This window comes from Streptococcus infantis, assembly GCF_047465185.1.
In the GTDB taxonomy this organism is placed as follows: domain Bacteria; phylum Bacillota; class Bacilli; order Lactobacillales; family Streptococcaceae; genus Streptococcus; species Streptococcus infantis_O.
Window position 1 is genome coordinate 362288 of sequence record NZ_JASHAJ010000002.1, and the last position, 26104, is coordinate 388391.

Below are 26104 nucleotides of genomic sequence, written 5' to 3' on the forward strand. Positions count from 1 at the left end.
CTAATCTCCTAAAGTTATTTTTATTTTCTGTATATTTTTTAAAGCTGTATTAGAACGAACACTTTGTTTTTTAACAATTTCTCCTGTACCTTCAAATTCAACTTCAAGATTCAACCATTTGGCAAAGGTTTCAACATTTTTCTTAGACCAGCCATATAAGTCAGGCATCTCTTCTACCTTGTCTGAAAGGAGTAAGATTTGCTCATTAGCGTCTAGATTTGTTCCTTCTGCCACTGAACTGTCCTTGATTTTTGTTCCTGAACCGATAACGATTGGTTGAACAAGATTGCGTCTCAGTTCCTCTGCCATATCTCCCGGACTATAGTCCTTGGTCGCTGGCATTGCATAACTAGTTGTTGTTGTAACTTGATCCAGATTTTTAGCTGTAGACTGAAGATTAAGAGATTCTTTCATGGCAGAAGCTCGTTCAAGAATAGGATTAGCAAATTCTCCAAACCAAGGGTTAGAAAAGTGTTCTGGCTGTTGAACTGTTACGTAAAGAATAAAATCAGGATTTTCAGAAGGATGCATGGTTACTACAGAAAAGATATAATTGGTTTTCCCAACTAAATATCCTCCGTTTTGCTCATCGGCAATTTGAGCTGTTCCAGATTTTACAGAAACAGTCTGACCAGGAACAGTAATTACTGGTTTATTATCATTACGATTATACATGGTCCCATAAATAGGGTCTGTACCAACCAAAATCATATTTTCTCGAGTCAAACTAGCCGCTTCTTTAGAAACAGGATTCCCTACAACCTCTCTTTGTGATTTACGAACAGTCTGATCATTTGGATCATAGAGGGCACTAATAAACTTCGGTTCTAGCATAACCCCATCATTCGCAATTGCTGTAAAAGCACGAAGCATCTGGGTCTGAGTAACAGAAATCCCTTGACCAAAAGCACTCATGGCAATACTAACAACATTATCTTCAGGTAACTGACCAGCATACTCATCACTCATACCAAAACGGGTTGGAACTCCAAACTTAAATCGATTGAGGTATTCTAACCAAGTAGCATCCCCCATCTTTTGTTGGAGCAAGGTCATACCGACATTACTAGAGTGAGCAAATCCCTGCGAATATGTCATCATGCTTCCCGATGACAAGCCATCATTCACATCCCAGTCCTTAATAGTTGCATCCGCTATTTTTAATTCGCTACTATTGAAGTATTCTCCTCCATTAAAGGTCTTATTATCAATAGCTGCTGCCAAGGTCATCACTTTCATGGTTGAACCCGGCTCATAATTACTTTGATATAAAATATTTCGCCAAACAAAGTCATCCGTTAAGCCTTCTTTTGTATTCGCATCAAATGTCGGTCTTTGAGTTGTGGCAAGAATTTCTCCGGTCTTGGCACTAACCAAGGTCGCATTCATATACTTGCCTTTTAGTTTTTCTTGGAAGGCATCCATTTGACTTTCCATAAAGGACTGCAAAGGACTAGATAGGGTCGTATAGACGTCTTTCCCGTTTACGGTCTGTTGGGTGACTTGTTCTGTACCAGGAACAATATTACCTAGACGGTCTTTTTCGTATGTAATAATACCATCTGTCCCTGCCAATAAACTATTTAAGGAACTCTCGATACCCGATGTCCCAATTAGACTTTTCGTGCCATCTTCATTTTCATGTAACTGTGCTAAACCAATAAAGGATGAGGCAAATTTCCCATTTGGATAACTTCGATTTGGACTAGTCGTAAAATTAATACCCTCGACCTTAGCAGATTCTAAGTCCTGTTTAATGGACATCATATTAGCATAGGTAATCCCATTCCCTTTAGCACCAAAAGAAACCTGTTTGAGATTTGGTTGAGAGAGTTGGTCTTTGACGTAGGTCTCCTCCATATCTAAGTATTTATGAAAAATTTCTGCCACTTTGTTGTACTGTGATTCTTCTACATAAAGAACATCACCATTAGCGGACTTATATTCTTTATCTATTACAGCATAAACATTATAAGAGGTCGCATCTTCTGCTATGGGAGTTCCATTACGATCATAAATGGTTCCTCTTTTAGCAGGAACAGTCAGAGTCGTTTGATGAACTTTATTTGCTTCTTTAACCAGATTGACCCCAAATTTCGTGCCTGTACCAATAATCACCGCAAAATTAACCAAAAAAACAGCAAATAGAAAGACAGCCAATAGGCTCAAATTCTTTCCTACTAATCTGCGGTTTTCCATTGGAGATTTACGATTCTTAATGGCAAAGCGTATGATTCTTTCTTTCCAGGATTTCATATACTACTCCGCCGATCGAATATTTTCATTATTCAATTGCAACTCTTGAGAATTTGCAATTCCGGTCAAACGTTCTGATCGGATTAATTCGTTAACTTCTTGTTTGGCATCATCTAGCTCTGTCTTTTTTTCTTCAATTTGTGCATTGACTCTTGTCAAATCACTCTGGACCTGAAAAAGTTTTGTCTGCATATAGACTACACTAATTGCTAAGACAAGAGCTGTGATGGCAATTGAAAGGTAAAAGGCCTTTTCAACACGTGAAAATTTTTTTATACGAGCTTGTAGCAATTGGCTCGTTGTTTCTCTGTTTTCTACCATGGTTTCCTCTTACTTGTGAATTTTTCTTGCCACTCGAAGCTTGGCTGAGTGGGAACGATTATTGGCTTCCAATTCTTCCTTGCTTGGTAAAATCGGTTTCCGAGAGACTAATTCCATCTTGGGCTTGAGATCGTCTGGGATGAAAGGCAAACCTTTAGGAACTTCAACTGTGGAAGCTTCCTTAAATAACTGTTTGGTCAAGCGGTCCTCCAGCGAATGGAAGGTAATCACTGATATTCTGCCATTTAGAGCCAGCATATCCATAGCCTGCTGGATTGATTCATCTGCAGCACCCAGTTCATCATTGACCTCTATACGGATAGCTTGGAAAATTTGTTTAGCTGGGTGGCCTTTTTTCTTGAGCTCCTTTGCCGGTTTGGCAGATTTAATAATCTCTGCCAATTCCGTCGTGGTCTCAATCGGTTTCTGTTCACGCGCCTGTTCAATTTTTCGAGCAATCTGTTTGGAAAACTTGTCCTCTCCATATTTGAAAAAGATTCGAACCAATTCATGATAGTCATAATGATTGACAACTTCATAAGCAGTCAAACTAGCTTCCTGATTCATGCGCATATCCAGTGGTGCATCCTTCTTATAGGAAAAACCACGTTCACGCTGATCCAACTGCGGGCTTGACACACCTAAATCATAACAAATTCCATCAATTTCAGTCACACTTAAGTCATGTAAGCGGTCCTTCAAATGACGGAAATTATCCTTGATGAAGGTGACCATTCCCTTTTCGATATAGGGAGCCAAACGTTTTTGCGCATTATCAATGGCATTCTGGTCTTGGTCAAAGGCATACAGATGCCCTTTCTCACTTAGTTTACTTAATAAATACTCGCTGTGTCCTGCTCCTCCCAAGGTCGCATCAACGTAAATACCATCAGGTTTTACATCTAGCATATCAATGGTCTCATGGAGCATGACCGTTACATGATGAAATTCTTTTGTCATATCTTATCTATTTTACCACAAATCCGACTAGCTTGCACCCACTAAAGCCAAAACATTCCATTGCTACTTTATTTCTTGTATTCAAGAGGTTTCTCAGCTACTTGAGCTAGCGCTGAGTCTACTTCTCTATTCAAGTGTTGATGAACTGCCACTGCCACTGCTCTTGGTATACCAACTGCAACAATCTCGTCCACGCTAGCTTCCTTGATTTTTGTCAGAGATTTGAAATATTTCATCAAATTCTGCTTGCGTTTGGGACCTAAGCCTTCAATTCCATCCAATTGAGAGGAGAAGGAATTTTTCGAACGGAGTTGACGGTGGAATGTAATGGCAAAGCGGTGTACCTCATCCTGAATGCGTTGCAAGAGGAAAAATTCCTGAGAATTGCGAGACAACTCTACCACCTCAAGCGGATCTCCAAAAAGTAATTCATGGGTTTGGTGCTTGTCATTTTTTTGTAGCCCAGCGATGGGAATATCTAAGCCTAACTCTTCTTGAATAACTTGCTTGGCAATGTTAACCTGTCCCTGACCACCATCGATGACGATTAGATCTGGCGGTGTCAAACCGTCACGCTGGACCCGTCCATAACGTCTACGAATAACCTCTCGCATACTTGCATAGTCATCTGGTCCGACCACAGTCTTGATTTTATACTTGCGGTAATCTTTTTTGCTTGGTTTTCCGTTGACAAAAACAACCATAGCAGAGACTGGACTAGTCCCCATAATATTAGAGTTGTCAAAAGACTCAATGCGGACTGGGGTTGGAATTTGTAGAAGTCGCCCAAGATTTTCAATAGCTCCTTGAGTCTTTTCGACTGACTTTTCCAGAAGATTAAACTTCTGTTCTAGACTAACACGCGCATTTTTGATAGCCAGATTAACCAGTTGTTTCTTCTCGCCACGTTGGGGTTTGAGTACCTTGGTATCCACCAAAGCCTTTACAGCTTCCTCATCGATATCTTGAGGAATCAGAATTTCATTTGGAACCAAGTGAGATTTCTCCTGGTAAAATTGCCCCACATAGGTCAAGAAATCCTCGTCTGGATCGTTGTAGTAAGGGAAGAGATTGACATCGCGTTCAATCAGTTTACCTTGACGGACAAAGAAAACCTGAACACACATCCAACCCTTATCCACGTAGTAACCAAATACATCACGGTTTTGGAGGTCTTTTGCCATGACTCGTTGCTTAGTCCGAAGGGTACCAATGGCCTGAATCAAATCACGGTATTCCGCTGCACGTTCAAACTCCATACTTTGGGCTGCCAAAGCCATCTTACTCTTAAGTTCATCAATGATTTTATCGTCTTGTCCCTTGAGAAAATCAGAGACTTCTTGGGACATAGCTTTGAAATAAGCCTCGTCTTTCTTACAGATGGTGTGAGCCATGCACTGGCCTATATGGTAATAAAAACAAACCTTAGATGGTGGATTGGTACACTTGCGAAAAGGAAAAATCCGATCCAATAGCCGTTTGATTTCATTGGCTGCCCCCACATCCGGATAGGGACCAAAATATAGACCTCCGTCTTTTTTGACCTGACGGGTGATAATCAAGCGAGGATAGCGCTCATTGGTGATTTTGATGAAAGGATAGGACTTATCATCCTTGAGCATAATATTGTACTTAGGCTTGTTTTCCTTGATGAGATTAATCTCTAAAAGAAGGGCCTCAATATTAGACTCCGTGACAATAAACTCAAAATCCACAATCTCAGACACCAGGGCTTCTGTCTTAGTATCATGGCTCCCACGGAAGTAGGACCGAACCCGATTGCGCAGATTTTTAGCCTTCCCTACATAAATGATAGTGCCGTTTTTATCTTTGTGAATGTAACAACCAGGGCTAGTCGGCAAGAGCTCCAGTTTTGATTTAATTAAGTTATTCATAGTTCCATTATAGCAAAAAGCGCCCTGTATTGCTTAAATCAGAGAGCTCCAGTTCCCTTAGAAAATCACTTATTCTCCAGACTCATATAGTTCTTGAACTTCTTTTACATCTTGAGCTTGGATTCCATAATAAGAGCCTGCTGGTTGCATAACCGAAACTTCATTGGTGTGTTCCAAACCAATCGCATGACCTAGTTCATGCTCTGCTGTATGCATGATACGATCATAGGTATAGCCATAGTTTGGATTGGATAAATAATAATGATTCAAGCGAACGGTCACTGAAATGAATTGTTTGGTTAGGAGATTTGTCTGACTCTCCGCCTCACCAGCAACGGCTGTCGAACCATCATTCATTTCGGTAGCGAAAATATTGGCCTGATCCGCTTCTGTTACAAGCTCAAAGTTAAAAGCCCCTGTCTGGTTCCAGTTAGCAATAGCTTCAAGGTAGGCCTTTTGGAAAGTGGCATCCATTTGAGGATCAATATAGATAGTTGCTTGCGCCTTTGACCATTTTGCTCCTGAATCTTGATGATGATCTGTCTGAGACAAACCTTGCAACTTACCAGTTTCTTGCCATTGTTGCCAACCTGCTTGGCCGACTTGGACCACTTTGCTAACTTGATGTAAAGTAGTAGGTAAATCCCCTGTCACATACCAGAGAATCCCAGAAGTGATGAGAATGAAGAAGATAAGCGTCCATACAAGGCGCCAAAACATACGCAAAACCCCTAGTAAAAACCGACATAACACACGAATAATCCAGCCCATAATTGCCCACCTTTCTAAAAAAATAAGAACCCATCTTTAAGCCATGGATTCCCATTCTAAAGATAGATTCTTTATTCTACTATAACAAACTGAAAGAAAGCTAAAATTAAGACAAGCGTTCTTCCAAAACAAAATCGATTGGCAAGGTAGCCAAAAAACGTTCCAATTGCTTTTCCCAATAATACCACTCATGGGTTCCTGCACTATGGCTATAGGTCACATCGAAACCAAGTTTCTTAAGATTTTTAACTGCTAGATTATTGGCAGAATAGAGATAATCTTGTTCGCCACACCAAACCCAGAGTTTGGTCTCCTTGTCTGACTTTTTGGCAAGAGTCTCAAGTGAGTAAGGGCTATTCACCCAATCATTAACTTTGCCAAAAACACCTCGCCAGTAGGCACGCGTTCCTAAATCTTGACTCTCAGGAGAAAACTCTTCAAAACTAAGAGCACCAGAAAAACTAGCTGCATGGGAGAAACGGTCAGTTGACAGTGCTAACTTGAAGGAACCATAGCCCCCCATTGACAGACCAGCGATAAAAGTCTTTTCACGTTTGTTGGTCATATTTGGGAAGAAGCGTTTGAGCACCTTAGGCAATTCTTCTGCTAGAGCTGTGTAGTAGTTATAGCCATACTGAGTATCTGTATACCAGCCGTTGTTTGTATTTGGCATGACAACAATCAGATTGGTCCCACGTAGCAAGCGCTCTACATTGGTCCGCTTGAGCCAACTGTTGTGGTTCCCTGACATTCCATGAAGGAGATAGAGAACTGGAATATCTTTACTGTTTGGCTCTGTCACCCGAGATGCATCCGGATAGAGTATATTTACTCCCCACTCCATACCTAAAACTTCTGAGTAATACTCAATCTTCATTACTGCCATAACTTGCTCCTTATTCGTTTGAGATAAGAAAAAGCCGAAACTCGACTTTCTCTCTTGCTATTGAATCCTTATTTTGCTTCCATGACCACTGGTAAAATGGCTGGACGACGTTTGGTTTGGTCAAAGAGGAACTTGGCCAAATGGTCACGAACCTTACCTTTAAGATCAGCCCAGTCAAAGTCCTCCCCTTGGAGATAGTCTTCAACTGTTTGGTTCACCAACTCTGTACTTTCGCGCAGAATATCTCGACTCTTCTTGAGGTAGACAAAGCCACGTGTATGCACTCGTGCTTTGGCAATGATTTTCTTCTCGCGACGGTTAACAGTGATAGCCACGATGAAAATACCATCTTCTGACAAGACCTTACGGTCACGAAGAACAACATTACCAACATCCCCAATGGCATTTCCGTCAATCAAGACATCACCTGCAGCAACTGCACCAGACGGGACAAAGTCCCCATGTTCATAAGACATGGTTGTACCCTTTTTCGGGATAAAAATGCGTTCTGGTAACAACCCAACAGCCATAGCAGCCTTGGCATGAGCGTCCAACTCACGGTATTCACCTTGGATTGGGAAAAGATACTGAGGTTGCAAGAGATTAATCATCAATTGCAGATCACGCGCATTCCCATGTCCTGATACACGTAAGCTTTGAGTAATCGGTTTAACGACACCACCAGCTTGGTAGACCATATTTTCTACACGTGCCATAACAGCTTCTTTAGCGATTGATGGCGTTGTAACGATATAAACCAAGTCTCCATCCTTGATTTCAACATAGCGGTGACGACCAATGGACATTTTACGGAGTCCATTAATCGGTTCACCCATACGACCGGTTTCAAGGATAATTAATTCGTGGTCTTCAAAACGAGACATATCTTTAGGTTTAATCAAGAGACTTTCGTTAGCCAATGACAATTTTTTCAAGCGAATAGCTGTACGAACGATGTTTTCAATATCAAATCCAGTCAAAACAACGCGACGACCTGTATCTGCGGCAGCATCAAAGACTTGCTGAATGCGAGAAAGGTTACTTGCAACAGCAGCTACAATGATACGTCCATCCCAGTCAGAAATGGTTTGCGTAATTTCATCACCAACTTCACTTTCGCTAGCTACTTGAATATTACTGTCTGCGTTTGCTGAGTCACTTAGAAGAGCTAAAACTCCTTCGCGACCAATTTCTGCTAAACGACCAAAGTCAGTCGCATATGATTCGCTAGCCGTTTGGTCAAATTTGAAGTCCCCTGTATAAACGATACTTCCTTCAGATGTTTTTAAAACGACACCCAGACTCTCTGGGATAGAGTGAGTTGTGCGGAAGAAGGAAACCTCCGTACCGCCAAAGTCGATTTCTGTATTTTCATCAATAACATGGAAGTCATCGAATTTTTTAGCACTATCATTTCCTTTAACAAAAAGCTTAGCAAGTTCGATGGTCAACTCTGAACCAAAAACAGGAACTTTCACTTCTGACAAGAGGTAAGGAAGTGCTCCAATCGCATCCGCATGTCCGTGCGTTAAAAAGACTCCTGCAATACGGTCGCTGTTTTCAAATAGATATTCCATATTTGGAATAACGACATCGACACCCAACTGCTCATTTTCAGGATATTTCAAACCTGCATCTAAAACGAAGATAGAGTCGTTAATTTCTGCGATGTACATGTTTTTACCATTTTCACGAACACCGCCCAAAGTTGTTAATTTAATATTGGTCATTTTCCCTCCGAAGTATTACTATAACGTGTTTATAGAGTCTTCACAACTCTCTTTTTTTTTAAAGTCCAATATACTTTTATCCGAATCTTTTCCTCTCATTATACCATTTTTTTACTAATTTTCAAAATGAAGATAGGATTTCAACTAGAGAACATTCACTACTCATCATCAAATAGGTTTTTTGAGATTTTGTCTAAAATCATTAAACTATCAAACCAAATGAAGTTACGAATTCTCTAGCTGACTAAGATGAAAAATTACTCAGTAAACAACTACTAAGTCGGAGCAAATAAAAAAAGATTTAGAAGCTCTAAATCTTTTTAAGTATCTTTAATTTGGATAAATGTATCTTACAGTACCTCTTGATGCTGTTGGATTAAACCATCCACGATAGTTTCCGATTGGTTGAGTTCCACTGCCATCATAGTTTGCTTCCAATACCTGGATAGAATTTTCACTTTGTACATCTGTTACATAAGCAACGTGTCCATATTCACCACCGTCCCAAACGGCGATTGCGCCTACTACAGGCACAGTTCCTGTCCTAAAACCTTGTGCACTAGCATAGATTGCCCAAGTGTTGGCATTTCCCCACCAGTTGCTAGCCCAAGGAGCCATTTCTTTCACGCCCCATGTACACTGACCAACAGGATATGAGTTTCCGTAGTTTGTAGGAGTATTTACGACAACATCAGCAGTTGCTACCCCATTCACAGTACTAGTTGCTTCATAAGCCGGAGCATTGTATGAATAGCTAGCTTGAGTTAGACCACTCACTTCTAGCACATCACCTGGGTGGATGGTGTCAAAAATGCTTTTTCCATTATTTGCCGCCAACACATAAGGATCCATACCACTTGCAGCAGCAATACCAAAAAATGAATCACCATCTTGAACAACGTAAGAGTCTGCGCTAACAGTCTGAGCACCAACTGTAGCCAAAATAGCTGTAGATGTTAAACCAAGAGTCAGTTTAGCAACTGTTTTTTTCATAACAATTTTCTCCTAAAATTTTATTGATAATTTTTAATTTTTATGTTGATAAGAGAATCATACCTGATTTACATGTCAGTTGTTTTAGATTTATGTTGTAGTCATGTTACAAATCTGTATACTTTTACTACATAAAGTTAAAAATCACTTACAAAAAGAGACTGAAATAGGTTACTTCAGCCTCTTTGTATTTATTTTTTCATCAAGAAATCATATATTTCCTGTACTGTTCCAAGTGCCATCATTTCTTGATCTTTAACAGTTTGTTTGAGGTTTTGATAAATCTGACTTTCAGCGATGTCCCGCTTGGCAGCATCTTTATTTACTTTCATTACACCATTCTCAATTGTGACAAAACCAAGTTCTTCAAAAATCTGAATCATTTTGACTAGCAAGATCTGTTCTATCTTCAAATAAGCTGATAAGTCCTTGAGCTTATAACGAATATCAAATTCTGGGAACTGGTAGATTGTCTTATAAAGCTTAGCGAATTGCTCTCTTGTACCATAACCTGTCAAATAGTATGCTTTAGAGATATCATTTTTAAAGTAAATAGCAGAGAAATCCTGTTCTTGCAACACTTGTTTGAGAAGACTGAGATCCTCGGGAATATTTTTTACAACGATTGCTGGGCTAGAAAGCATTTCTGGTAAATCACTGGTAAAATCTAGGACAGGCACTCCCTCTGGTAGCTCTACACTCTTACTACGGATGTTAAAAAGTTGAACACCGTCCACACGGGCATCTACCATCATCAACTGGAGGGTTGTTTGCCCATTCCATTGGTTAACAGAAAGGGTAACTGCCAATTCCAGTTGTTTTACCTGAGAAAACTCTGTAGCCTTTGATCCTTGACCAAAAGCTACTACCTCAAAGCTCGCGGTCCCTTTGGAAATCTTTAATTTTAGATGACTATCTCCCGCTCCCATAGAACGAGCATTTTCAACTTGAAAATCTCGAATATAAAAAACAGGTTTTTGGTTATCCATTCCAAAAGGGGCTAATCGTTCAAAGCTTTTAACCGTCTCTAAACTTAGGCTTTCCAAATCTAATTCTTCATCTAGATATAATGTATTCTTGCCCTTGGCATCTATCCCTTTGTCTTTTACATAGGTTTCTAAAATTTCCGATAAGGCGTCTAGCTGTTCCGCTTCAAGTGTCATACCTGCAGCGCCTGCATGCCCACCAAAGGCGATAAAAAGTTCCCGATGCGGATCCAAGGCTTCAAAGATATCGACTGCTTCAATACTACGAGCACTCCCCTTGGCACGGCCATCTTCAATATTCAGAACAATAACTGTCTGCCCTAATTCTTCCAACAAGCGACCAGCTACAATCCCAAGCACTCCTGGGTTCCAACCTTCTTTGGCTAAAACTTGAACACTTTTGTTAGGGTCTACCAAACTTTTAGCTTCTTCATAAATGGCTTGAACGATTTCCTTGCGTTCTTCATTTTTTTCTTGAATCATGAGGGCAATCTCACGCACCTCTTCATCATCAAAGCCAGTTAGTAACTCAATAGCAGGATTAGGATCATCCAAGCGCCCTAGGGCATTCAAGCGAGGCGCCAACTGAAAACCAACCGTCTCTTCTGTAAGGTCACTACTAGAAATCCCTGCAATTTCAAATAGTTCTTGAAGCCCTATTCGTTGGGTGTTGTGTAAAACTTCTAGACCATATTGAACCATGATGCGATTTTCATCTGTCAAACTGACCATATCAGCAATTGTCCCAATAGCAACCAAATCAAGCAACTCAACCTGAACCTCCTCCAAGAGGGCACAAGCTAGTTTAAAAGCCACTCCACAACCCGCCAAATGTTTAAAAGGATAGTCTGATTCAGGATGCTCCGGATGAACGATTGCATGAGCATCTGGTAAGACCTCTGGTAGAGAATGATGATCCGTTACAATAACATCTACTCCCATAGATTGAGCCAAGTCAATAGCCTCATGACCTGCAACTCCATTATCTACGGTTACAATCAAGGATATCCCTTGTTGCTCAATGAAGTACTTGTAAACACTGGCATTAGGACCATAACCATCTGTAAAACGATTAGGAAGATAGACTAAACACTCGGCTCCTAATTGTTCTAATGTTTCTTTAAGGATAGAAGCTGATGTCATCCCATCTGCATCGTAGTCTCCATAAACGAGAATAAATTCACCTTGCTCTATAGCACGACGAATGCGATTCACTGCCTTGTCCATATCGTGGAGAAGATAGGGATCGTGTAAATCATCTAGAGTCGGTGCCAAAAAACGTGTCAGACTATCTTCATCCTTAATACCACGGCTAAATAATAAGCGAGCAGCTTCAGGCCCTAGCCCAGCTTTCTTGGCGATTTTTGTAAAATCTGCATCCTCAACTTGAGGTGCAAATTGCCAATTATAAGTCGGAATAATCAAAATTCATCCACTCTTTCTTACGATTCTATCGTTTTATTATAACATGATTTCAAGTTTTTCTCCTCTTTATTTCCTTAACTCTTTCAATCAAAATCCCAAAAAACTCCGGTCCTTATCAAAGTTAGAAAAAGCTAAACACCAGTCGATAACTCTATTCCTTTCCAACAAGATCTAGTCAACATTTTAAAACATCTTCTCTTTATGCTACACTATTGACATGGAACATCATTTTAATCATCGAGCAGAATCTTTCGATTCTCCCAAAAATCAATTTCTAGCAGACCTTGTAAATGCAGAGATCAAGCAACAAGTCTCTGAGCTATCTACCAAATCAATCCTAGATTTTGGAGGAGGAACTGGACTTATCGCTCTTCCTCTAGCCAAACAAGCCAAGTCAGTGACCTTGGTTGACATCGCAGAAAAAATGCTGGAGCAAGCTCGTATCAAGGTTAAAAACCAAAAACTTAAAAATCTACACTTGATTCAACAAGACTTAGTGCTTAAGCCATTAGAGCAAACATTCGATCTCATTATCGTTAGTCGTGTTCTTCATCACATGCCTCATCTTGATTCTAGTCTAGCTATGTTTCAAGAACATTTGACTCCCGGAGGTCAACTATTTATCGCTGATTATACCGTACCAGATGGAGAAAACCATGGTTTTATTATTTCGGAACTTGAGGAGACTCTTAAAAATCATGGTTTCTCAGACGTTCAGACCCAAATACTTTATAGTTCCGACAATCTTTTCCTTGATAAACCTTCTCAACTATTTCTCACATCGGCGATAAAATAATCACTTCTTAGAACAAGCACTGAAATAATTCTACTTCATTTTTTCTTCAGTTATCAAGCTTTTTAGTCTACTTTTTTCAACTATTTCTATCATAAAAACTCTCCTTAAAAAATTAAGGAGAGTTTCTTATTACCAAAGAATTCCCTTATAGGATAAAAGAAGAGCTTGGAATAATAATCCATAGAAGAACATAAAGAGCCACTTCAATTTCACACATAGAGCTACAAATTCACGGATAAAGGCTGACGGAATGTAATAGCCAGCTGTCCGACAACCTAGACCATCACCTTTCATTTTTAGCTTACGAGCATAGGTACTTGTTCTAAAAACATGATAATCATTTGTCACAAAAAGAAATTGGGGGCTTGCTACCAGTTTCTCGCCAAGCTTCTTAGAATAAAGAAGATTCTCATAGGTCGTTCTTGACTGGTCCTCCATGATAATCGCATCACGGGGAACGTCTGTCTCTTCAAGCAGATAGTTTGTAATTGCCTGGGCCTCAGAAATCTTTTCGTCCGCCCCTTGTCCACCGCTGGCTATGATTTTGATATGAGGATTCTTAGACTTGTGGTAAGCTTCTACTGCCTTATCAATTCTCCTCTTTAGCAAAGGTGTTACCTTTTCTCCACCTAACAAACCTGCACCATGAATGATAATAAAATCATAATGCTTCCTCTTGGGAATAAAGAGATACAAGATAGAGTACAACATGAAACCCACAAAGGCAAAGCCAAAAATAAAATAAGAATAGACAATGAATACAAATAAAATGTTTAGAAAATGATTGGTGTAAAATAATGCATTTCGACTTCCTATTTCAAATGAAATCAAGGCAAAAAATAGCAAAATAAATATTCCAAAGAGCATTGAGAGATAATTGGTCTTTGAACGTCCCTCTCGCTTCAACAAAATGACTCCATTATAGATTAAAAAAATGCCACTTAGAAATATCAAAAAAGGAAGTAAGACAAAGGCAAATACATAAAAAGCTAAATGAACATTCTCATACCCATTTTTATAAAAAAGGTAGGCTAGATAAATATAACTTGAAATGAGAGATAATAAAAATAATACTGGATTCCACAAACTTCTATTATCCTTCCAAAATGACAGTATAAATGCTAATACAATTCCTATAACGAGATACATTTCTTCCTCCTTTAATAATTCTATCTTATCATAATTATCCACAAAAAAAAAGAGGACCTTAGGTCCTCTTATCCTTCTATCCTACTCTCTGCATCTGCCACTACTTGAGCAAGACTGGTTTTGCTCAGCTCCTGCTCCATAGCTAGCTGAATCTTTTGTAATTTCTCATCTAAAACACCATGGATATTGGCTCCTACTGGACAGTCAGGATTAGGATTATCATGGAAACTAAAGAGTTGTCCTTTCTTCCCTAAACACTCAACTGCTTGGTAAACATCTAAAAGACAGATGTCCTCTAAGTCTTTGATAATCTCCGCTCCACCAGTTCCACGCGCGACTGAAATCAAGTCTGCTTTTTTCAGTTGGGACAAAGTTTTTCGGATAATAACAGGATTGACTCCAACACTGCTAGCTAGAAAATCGCTAGTCACCTTGCTTTCCTTCCCTTTCAGGGCAATGATTACCAACATATGTGTCGCAATGGTAAATCGGCTTGAAATTTGCATGCAGTCCTCCTTTATTATCAACAAAGCTCATTCTTCTCTTATATTTATTATATCTCCTAGAGTTGTAATGTCAAGAGTTACGACTAAGCCAGTCGTCCAATTCAACATCATGTCCTTGACTCTGGGCGATTTCATGCAACAAGTCCTGATTATGGGTATGGTGAATTCCATTGACTAAACTTTCATAGTATACCTTATAGTAGGGCAATTTCAAATCTCTAGCCAATTGTAATTCTGACTCAACATCGTAATCAACACGACGAAAATCTATATCCTTCAAACCTTTGTCATCAAAATCCAAAATCATATATTGCGCCCGCAAATCCTCACGTAGACTTGCTGATAAAAAGAATGGTTGCCCAATTGAGCCTGGATTTAAAATGAGTTGCCCACCACTTCCATAGCGAAGAAACTGCTGATGAATGTGTCCATAGATTGCAATATCACAGTCAGGATTGGTTACTAAACGGTCAAAATCCTCCTGCTTGCCAAGATGGATCAGTTCTCTTCCCCAATTTTTATCCGGCAAATGATGGCTTATCCCTACCTTCAGATTTCCAAACTGGCGGTGTGTGTGCATGGGAAATGCCTGTAGAGCTTCAATATCATCTAGACTAATTTCTTCCATAATATACTGGCATTGGCGCAAGAGGTAGCGATGGCTAGGTCTACTTGTATCTAATTTTCGATGAGCAGCTCGCCATAAACTCTCTTCCCAATTCCCCAGAACTCGAATCGTAATCGGCAAGTCCTCTAATCGTCTGAGAATATTTTTTCGTCCTGTCCCAGGCATGAGAATATCTCCCAAGAGCCAATATTCCTCAGCGCCTGCCTTCTCTGCATCTGCTAAAACAGCTTCCAGTGCTCTTGTATTTCCATGGATATCTGAAAGTACCGCAATTTTTGTCATATGATCCCCTCTTGTTTCTCACATTTAATTATAACACTCTCAAAACCAAAGTCAAAAAGTCTCTTTTTTGCTATCATGTTTTACTTTACTTTTTTAGTGAAAAGGATTACAATGAAGGTGATAAGAAATGAGGAGGTTTTTGATATGACACAACGTTACGAAAACATCATGGTAGCAGTCGACGGTTCTAAAGAAGCTGATTTGGCTTTTATCAAAGGAGTTCAGTCAGCATTACGTAACCAGGCTAAATTAACCATTGCGCATGTAATCGATACTCGTGCTCTTCAAAGCATTTCAACATTCGATACAGAAGTTTACGAAGAGTTACAAGTCGAGGCACAAGAGTTGATGGCAGAATATGAAAAGCGTGCAAGAGACGCTGGTCTTAAAGATATTCAAGTTGTCATCGAAATGGGAAATCCTAAAACTCTTTTGGCTAAAACAATCCCTGATCAAGAACACGTTGATTTGATATTGGTTGGAGCAACAGGGCTTAACGCCTTCGAACGTTTGCTTGTCGGATCTTCATCAGAATATATCCTACGCCATACAAGCATTGACCTTCTCGTCGTTCGAGACAAGGATAAAACTTTATAATGAGAAAAAAAGAGGTCGGGAAAATCCCGACCTTGCTTTTTATTAGTGATAGCCTTTTATACAGCAAGGACTATATTCGTCAAAAAATCCTAAACTAATCTGTAAAGTAAAGGAGAGGATGTTCGAAAATTGACAGCGGTTTCAAAGGGTGGTATACTAAAAGCAACTGAGAATGTAATCACAGTTTAGAAAAGGAGACTCATTATTTTGCCACTTGTTATAGACGACTTGGCATTCTTACGTCTAAGGGTATCATACATTTTGTTTTGAAACTACTTACTCCATTTTCCTAGTTCTCTATTAACAATCCCTCGGGAATATGAGCCCTTCGTTAACTAAATTAGCTAACCTCATCTATCATAGTAGCACTTTTCAAAGTTACTAATTCCGTATTCTTCTATCTTGAAGATGATAGATTGTTGTACACCTCCCTAAACTGTTACAATAATCTATGAGATTAATTCGAAAGGATTGTATATGTCAAAAACAAAGAAAATACTTTTACTTATTTTCTGCATTCTTATCTTGACAGTCTTCCTCCCCATCTTGGTTGATTACCAACAAGCAAGTGACCTAGGCATTCAATTGTTTAGCTGGAGAGAATGGAGTTTTGCTGCATTCATTTCTAAATACATCTTTTGGGGGACATTAATCCTATCAGTATTAGTTTTATCATCAATCCTAGTTATACTATTTTATCCTAAGCAATATCTGGATATTCAATTAGGTACTAAAGATGATAAGCTTAAACTAAAAAATTCAGCTATTGAAGGGTTCGTTAGATGTGTTGTTGATGATTATGAGTTGATTAAAAATCCAACTATCCGTGTAAATGTCAGAAGAAATAAATGTTTTGTTTACGTGGAAGGTAGAATAATTACATCAGACAACGTCTCTACTAAGTGCCAGTCAATTCAAAATGAAATAACTCAAGGATTAAGGCAGTTTTTTGGTCTTGACCGTGAGGTAAAACTTGAAGTTTTGGTTAAAAACTATCAACCTCCAACTCAACACAAAAAAACTACAAGTCGTGTAGATTAAGGAAGTGAAAAGATGGAATTACTTAAAAAGTATCAGTATCCAATTTTATCAGGCTTAATAGGTATTATTCTAGCTTGTTTAATTATTTCCTTTGGTTTCTTCAAAACACTATTTGTTTTGATTTTCGGAGCTTTAGGAATTGTAATTGGATTATATATCCAAAAAAACTATATAAATAAATAATAAGGAGTCGCATATGTCAAACTTGGAAAAAAACGTTTCTACAGAAAAAAATGAATCTACTGCTACTACTCATGAAGTAAAAGGAAGCCTTACTTATGAAAATAAGGTTATCCAAAAAATTATTGGTCTAGCATTAGAAAAAGTACCTGGTCTTTTGGACGTTGATGGAGGATTTTTCTCTAATTTAACTGAAAAAATTATTAACACAGATAATGTTACTCGCGGAGTTAATGTTGAAGTCGGTAAGACACAAGTTGCTGTCGATTTGAATGTTGTTGTAGAATACAAAATTAACGTTCCTGAACTATACAACAAAATTAAAGAAGTTGTCACTTCTGAAGTTTCACAAATGACAAATCTTGAAGTTGTTGAAGTAAACGTGAACGTTGTTGATATCAAAACAAAAGAACAATTTGAAGCAGACTCAGTGAGTCTTCAAGATAGAGTAACTGACGCAGCAGAGTCAACAGGTGAATTTGCATCCGAACAATTTGAAAAAGTTAAAACTGGTTTCAGTAGTGGTGTATCAACTGCTAAAGAAAAAGCAAGTGAAGGTGTCGAAGCTGTAAAAGATGTAACATCTAAAGAAAAAAGTCGTGTAAACTAGCTCCAAAATCTAATATGAACAAAAATACCTATTGAATAAATCCAATAGGTATTTTAATTTTTCATCTTGGAGCTTCTAACTCATTCTATTTTCTCTTTCCTTATGACGTTCATAAGCCTTGATTTGGCGCTCTATTTCCTTTTTGATTGCAGGCTCTGGAGCGTACTTTTCTTTCCAGTTATCTGGTTTCAAGATTTTGTGGGTTACTGGATCAAAATGAGCCTTACCATCTGGGAAGATTTTACCCATGTTTGCTTGATGGACAATCTCAAAAATTCTCTCTGGGTCTACCCCCATTAAAACGAAACTTCCATAAGTAAAGTAGAGTGTGTCAATCAAAGCATCCACTTGACCAACGAGGGTTTTCTCAGCTGGTGTTGACTGAGATACTTTTTCGGCAGCTATATCAAGTGCCTGGTGCAAATCTTGTACAGCTTGTTGAAATTCCTCTTCAGAATTGCTTGCAGCACGGACAAATTCAACTAACTCTTCAATCTTAAAGCCGGCGCGATGAGTCGCCCCTTGCAAATCCCAAGCTATTGGTTCTTCTTGAGTTCGCTCGTCCATCATATGATGGAAGGTTTTAACCTTGTTAAAATGATAGTCACGACTGACAAAGACTTTTTCAGAAGACAAAACTCCAAAATATTCCAAAGCTTTGTGAATCCCATCGTTTTGGTTGCTGGCAGTAATATGCTTGGCAACTTCTTTTACGCTGTTGCTACCATTTCCCATGGCAACAGACATCCCAACACCAGCCAACATTTCCAAGTCATTATCCGAGTCTCCAAAAGCCATGACTTGATTGAGATCAAAACCATACTCTTTCCCGACACGACGGATACCCTCTAACTTAGAATTTCCTTGATTGATAATATCGGCCGCGAATGGATTACTTCTGGTAAATTTCAAATGATTTAATACTTCAGCAGCATGGTTTGTCTCCTCAGGCGTCATCAACATAAGCACCTGATAGATCGGCTGATTGATTAAGTCCAACAAATCATCTTCCTTCTGAGGAAGGGCCTTACTGACCATACGATTAAAGGAATGACTAACAGTACGAGTCAAAAATTTAGGTACAAATCGACTAACTAGCTGTGAAAGAGGGCTGAGTCCAAAGGACATAATCCGAGAACCGACAACGTCTTGTCTCGTTCCCATGGCAATCTCTTTTCGATTTTTCTTAGCATAAGAGATGATTTGTCTGAGGCTTCTCTTATCAATAGGGCTAGCAAAAAGAACACGATCTTTGTTAAAGATATATTGGCCATTGTAGGTCACTGCAAAATCCAGATCCAAATCATCCATCAAATCCTTAACAAAAAAAGGTCCTCGCCCTGTTGCTACCCCAACAAGCACCCCTTGTTCTTTCACAATCTTGATAGCTTCCTTTGTGGACTTCAAAACACTCTTACTGTCATTTACAAGCGTTCCATCAATATCAAAAAACACAGCTTTGACTTCCATTCTATCTCATTCCTTTCTTTTATGATACAATGATTATACCACATTTCAGAAAAAGTGAGTGAATCATGACTAAGAAAATCCTTGTTTTACATACCGGTGGCACTATTTCCATGCAGGCAGATGAATCTGGAGCTGTAAGGACTAGTGCTGATAACCCTATGAATCATATCTCTAATCCTCTCGAAGGTATCGAAGTCCATTCCTTGGATTTTTTAAATTTGCCCAGCCCATACATCAAGCCTAAGCATATGTTAGCCCTCTACAAAAAGATTAAACAAGAGGCATCGGCCTATGATGGTGTTGTCATTACACATGGGACAGATACCTTAGAAGAAACGGCTTATTTCCTCGACACCATGGAGGTACCTCATATGCCTATCGTCCTGACAGGTGCCATGAGATCTTCCAATGAACTGGGAAGTGATGGTGTCTACAACTATCTAAGCGCCTTACGCGTTGCGAGTGATAACAAGGCTGCAGATAAGGGTGTGTTGATCGTTATGAACGATGAAATTCACGCCGCCAAATATGTCACAAAAACGCATACTACTAACGTTAGTACCTTTCAAACACCAACTCATGGACCACTCGGACTCATTATGAAGCAGGAAATTCTCTACTTCAAAACAGCAGAACCTCGTGTTCGTTTTGACCTTGAGAGCATTCAAGGGCTGGTCCCTATTATCCCTGTTTATGCGGGCATGACCGATGAACTTCTCGATTTACTTCCTGTTGACCAACTAGATGGATTGATTATTCAGGCTTTTGGCGCTGGAAATGTACCAAAGGAAACAGCTGAAAAATTAAAATCTCTCAGTCAAGCAGGACTTCCTATTGCACTAGTCTCACGTTGTTTCAATGGGATTGCAGAACCTGTTTACGCCTACGAAGGCGGTGGTGTTTGTCTTCAGAATGATGGTGTATATTTTGTAAAAGAACTAAACGCTCAAAAAGCACGACTGAAGCTTCTTATTGCAATCAATGCTGGACTTAAGGGCGATGAGCTCCAAGCTTATATGGAAGGATAAAAAAATCCTAGGAAATCATCTGACTTCCTAGGATTTTTTTAGTCTTTTCGGGTTGATTTGCGCTCTGTCAAACCATGAGGTAGGAGGACTTCACGTTCTTCTAATTCCTCTTTATGCATAATTTTAGTCAACATACGCATACTAATCGCACCTAAATCATACAAGGGTTGTGCGATAGTTGTAAGGCTTGGCCGAGTAAAGCGAGCGATTTGAGAATCATCACTCGTAATGATTTCAAAGTCTTCTGGCACTGAAACTCCATGATCAGCCAAGCCGTTCAAGAGACCAGCTGCCAATTCATCACCAGTCACAATCGCTGCAGTTGCTTTTGAAGAAACTAAGCGCTCTGCCAGAGCATAACCATCATCATAGCGATATTTAGATTCAAATACAAGTCCTTCACTATAGTTGACTCCTGCTGCTTTCAAAGCTTCTTTGTAGCCAACCAAGCGAATTTTACCGTTAATATCATCTACCAACGGGCCACTCACAAAGGCAATTTTTTTGTTACGCTTCAACAAATGGCGAACAGCATCCGCAGTAGCATTCTTATAGTCAATATTAACACTTGGAAGCTGGTGTTCTACATCCACTGTTCCTGCAAGAACTACAGGGGTACGTGAACGTGAAAACTCTGAGCGAATTTTCTCTGTTAAGTGATAGCCCATAAAGATAATACCATCAACTTGTTTTGAAAAGAGTGTATTCACTACTGCCACTTCTTTTTCATCATCCTCATCACTATTCGCAAGGACGATGTTATATTTGTACATCTCTGCAATATCATCAATCCCTTTTGCTAGCGCAGCAAAATACGTGTTAGTGATATCTGGAATGACAACCCCAACAGTTGTTGTTCGTTTGCTTGCCAAGCCACGAGCTACTGCATTTGGACGATAGTCTAGGCGATCAATCACCTCTAGAACTTTCTTACGAGTGTTTTCTTTGACATTCTTGTTGCCATTGACTACACGACTGACAGTTGCCATTGAAACTCCTGCTTCTCGGGCAACGTCATAAATTGTTACTGTATCATCTGTGTTCATACCGTTTCCTTTCTAATGTTGAAAATTTTGTTTTCATGTTTACACCACTACTAGTTTACCACTAATTGTAAGCATTTTCAAGGACTAATCGAACTTTCTTTGAAAAAATTTCACCAATAATCATATTTTTGTAAATCAGTTTACTTTTCTTGATTTTTAGGCCAGTTTGCAGTATGATAATAAAAAATTAAGTAGGAGGCATGGATGGCTTTTACGGATTCTCATAGACGTTGTGCTAGCTTTGGTGTGGTAACCAATCTCCCAGACGATGTGATTGACTCAATCTGGTACATTATCGATCATTTTTTAAAGCATGTTTTTGAATTAGAAGATGAGTTGGAATTTCAGCTCTTAAACAGTAACGGTTCCATCACCTTCCGTTTTTCAAGTGAGCATCTACCTACAACGATTGACTTCGATTTTAATCATCCCTTTGACCCATTGTACCCACCGAAAGTACTTGTTATGGATATGGACGGTAAGGAAACCATCCTCCTACCTGAAGAAAATGACCTATTTTAAAAACTCTAGTCTTCTGACTAGAGTTTTCTTTTTTAATAAATAGAACGACTGACCACGATACCACTCGGTTTTTTAAATTCTAAATCAAGATAGTCCTGATAAGTCCCGGGAACGATAAAACCTTGGGGACTAAGGATATCAGTTCCAGCCTCTCCAACAATAGAGTCGGCCAATAGAACACAGTTTGTACTGAGAACAAAGTAGGTTTTAAATTTAGATGATGTGAACTTATAGAGGGTTGCATCAGCCTCGTGTTTCAGCTGATAAGAGTAGGTATGTTTGACCTCTCCTTCCCTTCTTTTCAACAGTTGTGAACTTGGCTCCCAAGGTATCAAGAGGCTTTCTATCTCTCTCAATCGTTCTTCGATGGCCTTTTTCTGTTGTTCAGACAGGCTTAAACCATAGGCGAATAGGGTTTTCTGGCTTTCTCTCTTACAAAGTTCAATATATTTTTCACGATTAGCCTTAAACAAAACCCCGTCGCCAATTGTCCCAAACAAGCGTTCTGAATGTGGGTCATAAGAGCCGTAGGAAATAACCTGACCTTGATAGCAGATATCTACATGACCCATGGCCAAGAAGAAAGATGATTCTGAAGTATGGATGAAAATTTCTAAATCAACAGATTTTTCATTTTTTCTCTCCAAATGCACTTCATTTTCTTCTACCTGATGACTAGATAACCTTTCATTCCATCGTCGTAAGGTGCTGATGGGAATCAAGGCTGTCATGAATATAGGCAGGGTCATTCTCATTCTACGCTTAAGCTTAGGATTGCTTCTCCCTTTTTCAAAAAAGAAACCATCTCTGAGGCTGCTCGCTCCCAACATAATCAAGTAAAAACCAAGTAAGAGTAATTCAAAATTTGTCGCATCATGAAAAGGAGAAATACTGTAGAGACCAAATCCCATCATCCATAAAGCATCAAATAAGTAATTAATCCTTGGATGAATATGATTTTTCCGGTATAGCAACCAGGTAATCAAACTGATTAGGCCTGTAAATAATTGATAACTTCCAATAGCAACGACTAAGACATAGAGGGCAATCCCCTGCAAGATAACAGAGTCAAATAGGATAACTGCAATCGAGAGCTTGGCTAGAGTTACAAAAATATTTTCTCTGCTGGACTTTTCTTGAAACCATCGTGTCAATAAATGCCAAACGGCAGACAAAGAAAAATAACCCATTAATAGCTGGTAACCTAACCTCGGTACCAACTGTCCAAAACAAATCAAGAGAAGGCCTAAGGTTATGGCCACTGCACCTTCCCCTAGACTTCTCCATTTACTATAAGTTTCGGAAAACTTAAACATTTTCTTTCTCCAATTGACGATACAAGTGACGAACTGATCGTCCCAGTACTGGATGAATAAAATGTGGGGCTATTTCTTGAAGTGATTCTAGGACAAATAGACGCTCAGCAAGATAAGGATGCGGTAAGATGAGGTCATCTGTATAGATAACCTGATCATCTACAAAGAGCAAATCCAGATCAATCAAGCGAGGTCCCCAATGCACTTCTCTGACCCGTCCCATTTCTGCCTCAATGCTTAACAAGGTATCTAACAAGACTGGAGCCGGCAGCCAAGTTTCGACTTCAATGACCTGATTAGCAAAATTTTCTTGCTCTACACCGCCCCATGGCTCAGTTGTAATCACACTAGATTCTTTGAGAATACGAATCCCACGAGCACTTATTTTTTCAAGAGCTTGCTTGAGATTAGCCGCCTTATCCCCCATATTGCTACCTAGAGCAATAAAGGCTCTTTGTTTGCGGCGATGGATGGTTACTGAACAGGTGTCTAGTGGTAGATGAATAGGCGCCCATGGTTTTTTGAGTTCCAGTTTAATTTCTTGAACTATTGGATAGGTTTCAAAAGTGCGCTCTACTAGTTTGTAGGCAACTGTTTCAATCAAGTCTTCAGTGGTTTCCTGAAACCAAGTCGTCCATTGCTGACAGAGCTCGCCATAATGGACAGAAGCTTTCAAATCTAAGTCCGTAGCAGCCTTGGTCATATCATAGGATAAGCTTGCATCAATGATAAATTTTTGACCCAGTTCCTTCTCACTCGGGAAAAGACCATGATAGGCAAAAATTTCCAAATCCTTAATGCGCAATTGATCCATAACTAGTCCTTTCTAGAAAAAATCGTTTGAATCGATTTTTATAACCCCATGAGACGGTATGCTTGATCTCGAAGATCTTTGTCTGTCTCAAACACTCCACGAGCTACTGTTGTCAAGGTTGCAGTTCCTGGTTTTCGAACACCTCGCATACTCATACACATATGTTCTGCTTCAATAACAACGAAAGCACCTTTGGCACCAAGATAGTCCATCAAAGCATCAGCTACTTCGATATTCAAGCGTTCTTGAATTTGTGGCTTTTTAGCATAAACTTCAACTGTACGCGCAAGCTTCGACAAACCTGCCACGCGTCCATCTGGAATGTAGGCGATATGAGCTTTCCCATAAAATGGCAAGAAGTGGTGTTCACACATGGTATGGAAAAAAATATCCTTTTCCACTACCATATTGTTATCGATAATTTCAAAGGATTTTGACAAATGCTCTTCCGCAGTTTGACCAAGTCCTGAAAAAATTTCTTGGTACATACGAGCCACTCGAGCAGGTGTTTCCTGCAAGCCCTCGCGGTTAGCGTCCTCTCCTACAGCATCGATAATCATTTTGACAGCTGTCTCAATCTTTTGTATATCCATTCTCTAGTTTTTCCTCTCCATCAGATAGGCTCTTACCTGGCTCAAGAAATACAAGGAGCCCGTAACTATCCTAACTGTTTTTTTCTCTTCATTCTCTGTTATTTTCTGATCTAGAAACTCTCTCCAACTTTGATAGTTGAGATTTCTAGAACGAGCGGCCTCTTTTATCACTTCTTCGTCAGTTGCTCGACTATCGTCAAAGTGAGTGAGTGTCAGTTCGGTATCTGGCAAAGTCTCTAATAAGCCTAACATGTCCTCCAAGGCCTTGGTTTTGATGCAAGTAAAGAGGATTTCCTTATGGTAGTCCGCAAATCGTTCTTCTAGGGTAGCTAATAAAGCTTTGATTGCATGGGGGTTGTGTGCCCCATCTAAAATCATCAAAGGGCTTCTAAAAACAACTTCAAAGCGTCCAGGCCAACTTGTTTCTTCTAAGGCTTGAGCCACTATGTTATTACTAGCTAATTCTCGACCAGTTTCCCGACAATAGGCATCCAATAAAGTTAGAGCCATCCCAGCATTCTCTATCTGGTGCAAACCCAGCAATCCTGTCTGAAAGCGATCTTGTCTAAGCGGGCTTGTATAGTCAAAGACTTCTCCCGTCCCCACACTCCCTTGATGACTGACTTGATAATCTTCCCCATAAACAAGTCTAGGAGCCTCTTTCGCTTTCGCGATTTGGTTGATAACTGCTAAGGCTTCTGGGGCAATATTTCCTGTTACCAGGGGAACTCCTTGTTTGATAATTCCACCTTTCTGCTCTGCGATGGCTTCCAAGCTATCCCCTAGTAAAGCTACGTGATCCAGGCCAATGGTCGTAATACCTGTTAAGATAGGCTGACAAACATTGGTACTATCCAAAAGTCCACCCATACCTACTTCCATAATGGCCACATCGACTTGCTCAGAAGCAAAATAGTCATAGGCTATAGCAGTGATAATCTCAAACTCTGTTGTCCCCTGCAAATCATGAACATGCTCCCCCTCAAGTAGTGAGCGATAGTCTACCATCAAGGTCTCTAATCTTGCTTCTGGGATAGATTCCTCATTAATGACAATCTGATCGGTATAATGAATCAGATAGGGTGAGCTAAAGACTCCAACTCTTAGCCCCATCTTTACCAACATATTCTTCAAAAAGGCTATAGTAGACCCCTTACCATTGGTTCCTCCGATATGGATAATCTTGAGTTTCAGATGGGGATTGCCACGTAGGGCTAATAGCTTCACCATCCTCTCCAAACCAAAATGCGGTTGATCTGTCCGATAGTTAGCTATCCACTGATTCGTTTCGTTTTTATTCATC

Annotated in this window: 25 protein-coding genes; 7 read left to right on the top strand and 18 right to left on the bottom strand. The window is 39.6% G+C overall.

Translation table 11 applies throughout. The annotated features are described in order from the left end of the window. The 9 genes from pbp2X to recJ form a co-directional block, all read right to left on the bottom strand. Positions 1–2256, bottom strand: a complete 2256-nt coding sequence (gene pbp2X, locus QM382_RS05290) for a penicillin-binding protein PBP2X (RefSeq protein WP_414272679.1) — start codon at positions 2254–2256, stop codon at positions 1–3. 3 nt (positions 2257–2259) lie between these two features. Beyond that, positions 2260–2577 (bottom strand): cell division protein FtsL, encoded by a 318-nt coding sequence (gene ftsL / locus QM382_RS05295; RefSeq protein WP_414272680.1) that lies wholly within the window; start codon positions 2575–2577, stop codon positions 2260–2262. Between the two features lie 9 nt (positions 2578–2586). Continuing rightward, positions 2587–3537 (bottom strand): 16S rRNA (cytosine(1402)-N(4))-methyltransferase RsmH, encoded by a 951-nt coding sequence (gene rsmH / locus QM382_RS05300; protein ID WP_414272681.1) that lies wholly within the window; start codon positions 3535–3537, stop codon positions 2587–2589. A gap of 68 nt (positions 3538–3605) precedes the next feature. After that, positions 3606–5432 carry an excinuclease ABC subunit UvrC gene (gene uvrC, locus QM382_RS05305; RefSeq protein WP_414272682.1) on the bottom strand — a complete coding sequence of 609 codons (1827 nt, stop codon included), beginning with the start codon at positions 5430–5432 and terminating at the stop codon, positions 3606–3608. Positions 5433–5501: 69 nt separating this feature from the next. Next, a complete protein-coding gene (locus QM382_RS05310) occupies positions 5502–6203 on the bottom strand; it encodes a M57 family metalloprotease (RefSeq protein ID WP_414272683.1) in 702 nt (233 codons plus the stop codon). Positions 6204–6309: 106 nt separating this feature from the next. Beyond that, the gene (locus tag QM382_RS05315) at positions 6310–7089 is read right to left on the bottom strand and encodes an alpha/beta hydrolase (RefSeq protein ID WP_414272684.1); all 780 of its coding nucleotides are present in this window, start codon (positions 7087–7089) and stop codon (positions 6310–6312) included. Between the two features lie 68 nt (positions 7090–7157). Continuing rightward, complete coding sequence (locus QM382_RS05320) at positions 7158–8819, bottom strand: ribonuclease J (RefSeq protein WP_414272685.1); 1662 nt, start codon at positions 8817–8819, stop codon at positions 7158–7160. 330 nt (positions 8820–9149) lie between these two features. After that, on the bottom strand, positions 9150–9812 hold the full coding sequence (locus QM382_RS05325; protein WP_303404145.1) for a COG3942 and LysM peptidoglycan-binding domain-containing protein: 663 nt from the start codon (positions 9810–9812) through the stop codon (positions 9150–9152). Between the two features lie 191 nt (positions 9813–10003). Continuing rightward, a complete protein-coding gene (gene recJ, locus QM382_RS05330) occupies positions 10004–12223 on the bottom strand; it encodes a single-stranded-DNA-specific exonuclease RecJ (RefSeq protein WP_414272686.1) in 2220 nt (739 codons plus the stop codon). Positions 12224–12440: 217 nt separating this feature from the next. On the opposite strand from recJ, the gene QM382_RS05335 reads away from it, so the two are divergent. Continuing rightward, complete coding sequence (locus tag QM382_RS05335; protein WP_414272687.1) at positions 12441–13019, top strand: class I SAM-dependent DNA methyltransferase; 579 nt, start codon at positions 12441–12443, stop codon at positions 13017–13019. A gap of 129 nt (positions 13020–13148) precedes the next feature. Here QM382_RS05335 and QM382_RS05340 read toward each other — a convergent pair whose 3' ends face one another. The 3 genes from QM382_RS05340 to QM382_RS05350 form a co-directional block, all read right to left on the bottom strand. Next, on the bottom strand, positions 13149–14168 hold the full coding sequence (locus QM382_RS05340; RefSeq protein ID WP_414272688.1) for a YdcF family protein: 1020 nt from the start codon (positions 14166–14168) through the stop codon (positions 13149–13151). A 68-nt stretch (positions 14169–14236) separates the two neighbouring features. Then, complete coding sequence (locus tag QM382_RS05345) at positions 14237–14674, bottom strand: Rrf2 family transcriptional regulator (RefSeq protein WP_414272689.1); 438 nt, start codon at positions 14672–14674, stop codon at positions 14237–14239. 70 nt (positions 14675–14744) lie between these two features. Next, positions 14745–15584 (bottom strand): metallophosphoesterase family protein, encoded by an 840-nt coding sequence (locus QM382_RS05350; RefSeq protein ID WP_414272690.1) that lies wholly within the window; start codon positions 15582–15584, stop codon positions 14745–14747. 144 nt (positions 15585–15728) lie between these two features. Between QM382_RS05350 and QM382_RS05355 the strand changes: the two genes are divergently transcribed. From QM382_RS05355 to QM382_RS05370, 4 genes are all read left to right on the top strand, one after another. Continuing rightward, complete coding sequence (locus QM382_RS05355; RefSeq protein WP_414272691.1) at positions 15729–16181, top strand: universal stress protein; 453 nt, start codon at positions 15729–15731, stop codon at positions 16179–16181. Between the two features lie 477 nt (positions 16182–16658). Further along, entirely contained in the window at positions 16659–17222 is a 564-nt protein-coding gene (gene amaP / locus QM382_RS05360; RefSeq protein ID WP_049494133.1) for an alkaline shock response membrane anchor protein AmaP, read from the top strand. A gap of 12 nt (positions 17223–17234) precedes the next feature. Further along, on the top strand, positions 17235–17405 hold the full coding sequence (locus QM382_RS05365; RefSeq protein WP_006144923.1) for a DUF2273 domain-containing protein: 171 nt from the start codon (positions 17235–17237) through the stop codon (positions 17403–17405). A gap of 13 nt (positions 17406–17418) precedes the next feature. Further along, positions 17419–18012: an Asp23/Gls24 family envelope stress response protein gene (locus tag QM382_RS05370; protein ID WP_024054513.1), complete on the top strand. Its 594-nt coding sequence runs from the start codon at positions 17419–17421 to the stop codon at positions 18010–18012. A 75-nt stretch (positions 18013–18087) separates the two neighbouring features. On the opposite strand, the gene QM382_RS05375 is transcribed toward QM382_RS05370, so the two are convergent. Further along, positions 18088–19482, bottom strand: coding sequence for a Cof-type HAD-IIB family hydrolase (locus QM382_RS05375; RefSeq protein WP_414272692.1), 1395 nt, complete (start codon positions 19480–19482; stop codon positions 18088–18090). Between the two features lie 65 nt (positions 19483–19547). On the opposite strand from QM382_RS05375, the gene QM382_RS05380 reads away from it, so the two are divergent. Continuing rightward, on the top strand, positions 19548–20510 hold the full coding sequence (locus QM382_RS05380) for an asparaginase (RefSeq protein ID WP_414272693.1): 963 nt from the start codon (positions 19548–19550) through the stop codon (positions 20508–20510). A 38-nt stretch (positions 20511–20548) separates the two neighbouring features. Here the strand turns inward: QM382_RS05380 and ccpA are convergent, their stop codons facing one another. After that, on the bottom strand, positions 20549–21556 hold the full coding sequence (gene ccpA, locus QM382_RS05385) for a catabolite control protein A (RefSeq protein WP_247921901.1): 1008 nt from the start codon (positions 21554–21556) through the stop codon (positions 20549–20551). 204 nt (positions 21557–21760) lie between these two features. Between ccpA and QM382_RS05390 the strand changes: the two genes are divergently transcribed. Then, the gene (locus tag QM382_RS05390; protein ID WP_004251754.1) at positions 21761–22078 is read left to right on the top strand and encodes a DUF960 domain-containing protein; all 318 of its coding nucleotides are present in this window, start codon (positions 21761–21763) and stop codon (positions 22076–22078) included. A 32-nt stretch (positions 22079–22110) separates the two neighbouring features. Here the strand turns inward: QM382_RS05390 and QM382_RS05395 are convergent, their stop codons facing one another. Genes QM382_RS05395 through QM382_RS05410 form a run of 4 tightly spaced genes read right to left on the bottom strand, consistent with a single transcriptional unit; the run spans position 22111 to position 26103 of the window. Then, complete coding sequence (locus QM382_RS05395; protein ID WP_414272694.1) at positions 22111–23394, bottom strand: DUF308 domain-containing protein; 1284 nt, start codon at positions 23392–23394, stop codon at positions 22111–22113. After that, positions 23387–24208, bottom strand: coding sequence for a 2-amino-4-hydroxy-6-hydroxymethyldihydropteridine diphosphokinase (folK, locus tag QM382_RS05400; protein WP_414272695.1), 822 nt, complete (start codon positions 24206–24208; stop codon positions 23387–23389). Before folK ends, QM382_RS05395 begins: the two co-directional genes overlap by 8 nt. Before the next feature lie 38 nt (positions 24209–24246). After that, positions 24247–24801, bottom strand: a complete 555-nt coding sequence (gene folE / locus QM382_RS05405; RefSeq protein ID WP_414272696.1) for a GTP cyclohydrolase I FolE — start codon at positions 24799–24801, stop codon at positions 24247–24249. Between the two features lie 3 nt (positions 24802–24804). Continuing rightward, the gene (locus tag QM382_RS05410) at positions 24805–26103 is read right to left on the bottom strand and encodes a bifunctional folylpolyglutamate synthase/dihydrofolate synthase (RefSeq protein WP_414272697.1); all 1299 of its coding nucleotides are present in this window, start codon (positions 26101–26103) and stop codon (positions 24805–24807) included. Position 26104: the final 1 nt, after the last annotated feature.

What these genes read in the sequence shown, in the direction of transcription:
- QM382_RS05370 (WP_024054513.1), top strand. Translation starts at nt 17,419, where the DNA reads ATGTCAAACTTGGAAAAAAACGTTTCTACAGAAAAAAATGAATCTACT.
- QM382_RS05320 (WP_414272685.1), bottom strand. Translation starts at nt 8,819, where the DNA reads ATGACCAATATTAAATTAACAACTTTGGGCGGTGTTCGTGAAAATGGT.
- QM382_RS05355 (WP_414272691.1), top strand. Translation starts at nt 15,729, where the DNA reads ATGACACAACGTTACGAAAACATCATGGTAGCAGTCGACGGTTCTAAA.
- QM382_RS05390 (WP_004251754.1), top strand. Translation starts at nt 21,761, where the DNA reads ATGGCTTTTACGGATTCTCATAGACGTTGTGCTAGCTTTGGTGTGGTA.
- ftsL (WP_414272680.1), bottom strand. Translation starts at nt 2,577, where the DNA reads ATGGTAGAAAACAGAGAAACAACGAGCCAATTGCTACAAGCTCGTATA.
- pbp2X (WP_414272679.1), bottom strand. Translation starts at nt 2,256, where the DNA reads ATGAAATCCTGGAAAGAAAGAATCATACGCTTTGCCATTAAGAATCGT.
- folK (WP_414272695.1), bottom strand. Translation starts at nt 24,208, where the DNA reads ATGGATCAATTGCGCATTAAGGATTTGGAAATTTTTGCCTATCATGGT.
- QM382_RS05380 (WP_414272693.1), top strand. Translation starts at nt 19,548, where the DNA reads ATGACTAAGAAAATCCTTGTTTTACATACCGGTGGCACTATTTCCATG.
- QM382_RS05375 (WP_414272692.1), bottom strand. Translation starts at nt 19,482, where the DNA reads ATGGAAGTCAAAGCTGTGTTTTTTGATATTGATGGAACGCTTGTAAAT.
- rsmH (WP_414272681.1), bottom strand. Translation starts at nt 3,537, where the DNA reads ATGACAAAAGAATTTCATCATGTAACGGTCATGCTCCATGAGACCATT.
- QM382_RS05335 (WP_414272687.1), top strand. Translation starts at nt 12,441, where the DNA reads ATGGAACATCATTTTAATCATCGAGCAGAATCTTTCGATTCTCCCAAA.
- QM382_RS05410 (WP_414272697.1), bottom strand. Translation starts at nt 26,103, where the DNA reads ATGAATAAAAACGAAACGAATCAGTGGATAGCTAACTATCGGACAGAT.
- QM382_RS05345 (WP_414272689.1), bottom strand. Translation starts at nt 14,674, where the DNA reads ATGCAAATTTCAAGCCGATTTACCATTGCGACACATATGTTGGTAATC.
- QM382_RS05395 (WP_414272694.1), bottom strand. Translation starts at nt 23,394, where the DNA reads ATGTTTAAGTTTTCCGAAACTTATAGTAAATGGAGAAGTCTAGGGGAA.
- QM382_RS05315 (WP_414272684.1), bottom strand. Translation starts at nt 7,089, where the DNA reads ATGGCAGTAATGAAGATTGAGTATTACTCAGAAGTTTTAGGTATGGAG.
- uvrC (WP_414272682.1), bottom strand. Translation starts at nt 5,432, where the DNA reads ATGAATAACTTAATTAAATCAAAACTGGAGCTCTTGCCGACTAGCCCT.
- QM382_RS05310 (WP_414272683.1), bottom strand. Translation starts at nt 6,203, where the DNA reads ATGGGCTGGATTATTCGTGTGTTATGTCGGTTTTTACTAGGGGTTTTG.
- QM382_RS05340 (WP_414272688.1), bottom strand. Translation starts at nt 14,168, where the DNA reads ATGTATCTCGTTATAGGAATTGTATTAGCATTTATACTGTCATTTTGG.
- QM382_RS05325 (WP_303404145.1), bottom strand. Translation starts at nt 9,812, where the DNA reads ATGAAAAAAACAGTTGCTAAACTGACTCTTGGTTTAACATCTACAGCT.
- QM382_RS05350 (WP_414272690.1), bottom strand. Translation starts at nt 15,584, where the DNA reads ATGACAAAAATTGCGGTACTTTCAGATATCCATGGAAATACAAGAGCA.
- ccpA (WP_247921901.1), bottom strand. Translation starts at nt 21,556, where the DNA reads ATGAACACAGATGATACAGTAACAATTTATGACGTTGCCCGAGAAGCA.
- folE (WP_414272696.1), bottom strand. Translation starts at nt 24,801, where the DNA reads ATGGATATACAAAAGATTGAGACAGCTGTCAAAATGATTATCGATGCT.
- QM382_RS05365 (WP_006144923.1), top strand. Translation starts at nt 17,235, where the DNA reads ATGGAATTACTTAAAAAGTATCAGTATCCAATTTTATCAGGCTTAATA.
- amaP (WP_049494133.1), top strand. Translation starts at nt 16,659, where the DNA reads ATGTCAAAAACAAAGAAAATACTTTTACTTATTTTCTGCATTCTTATC.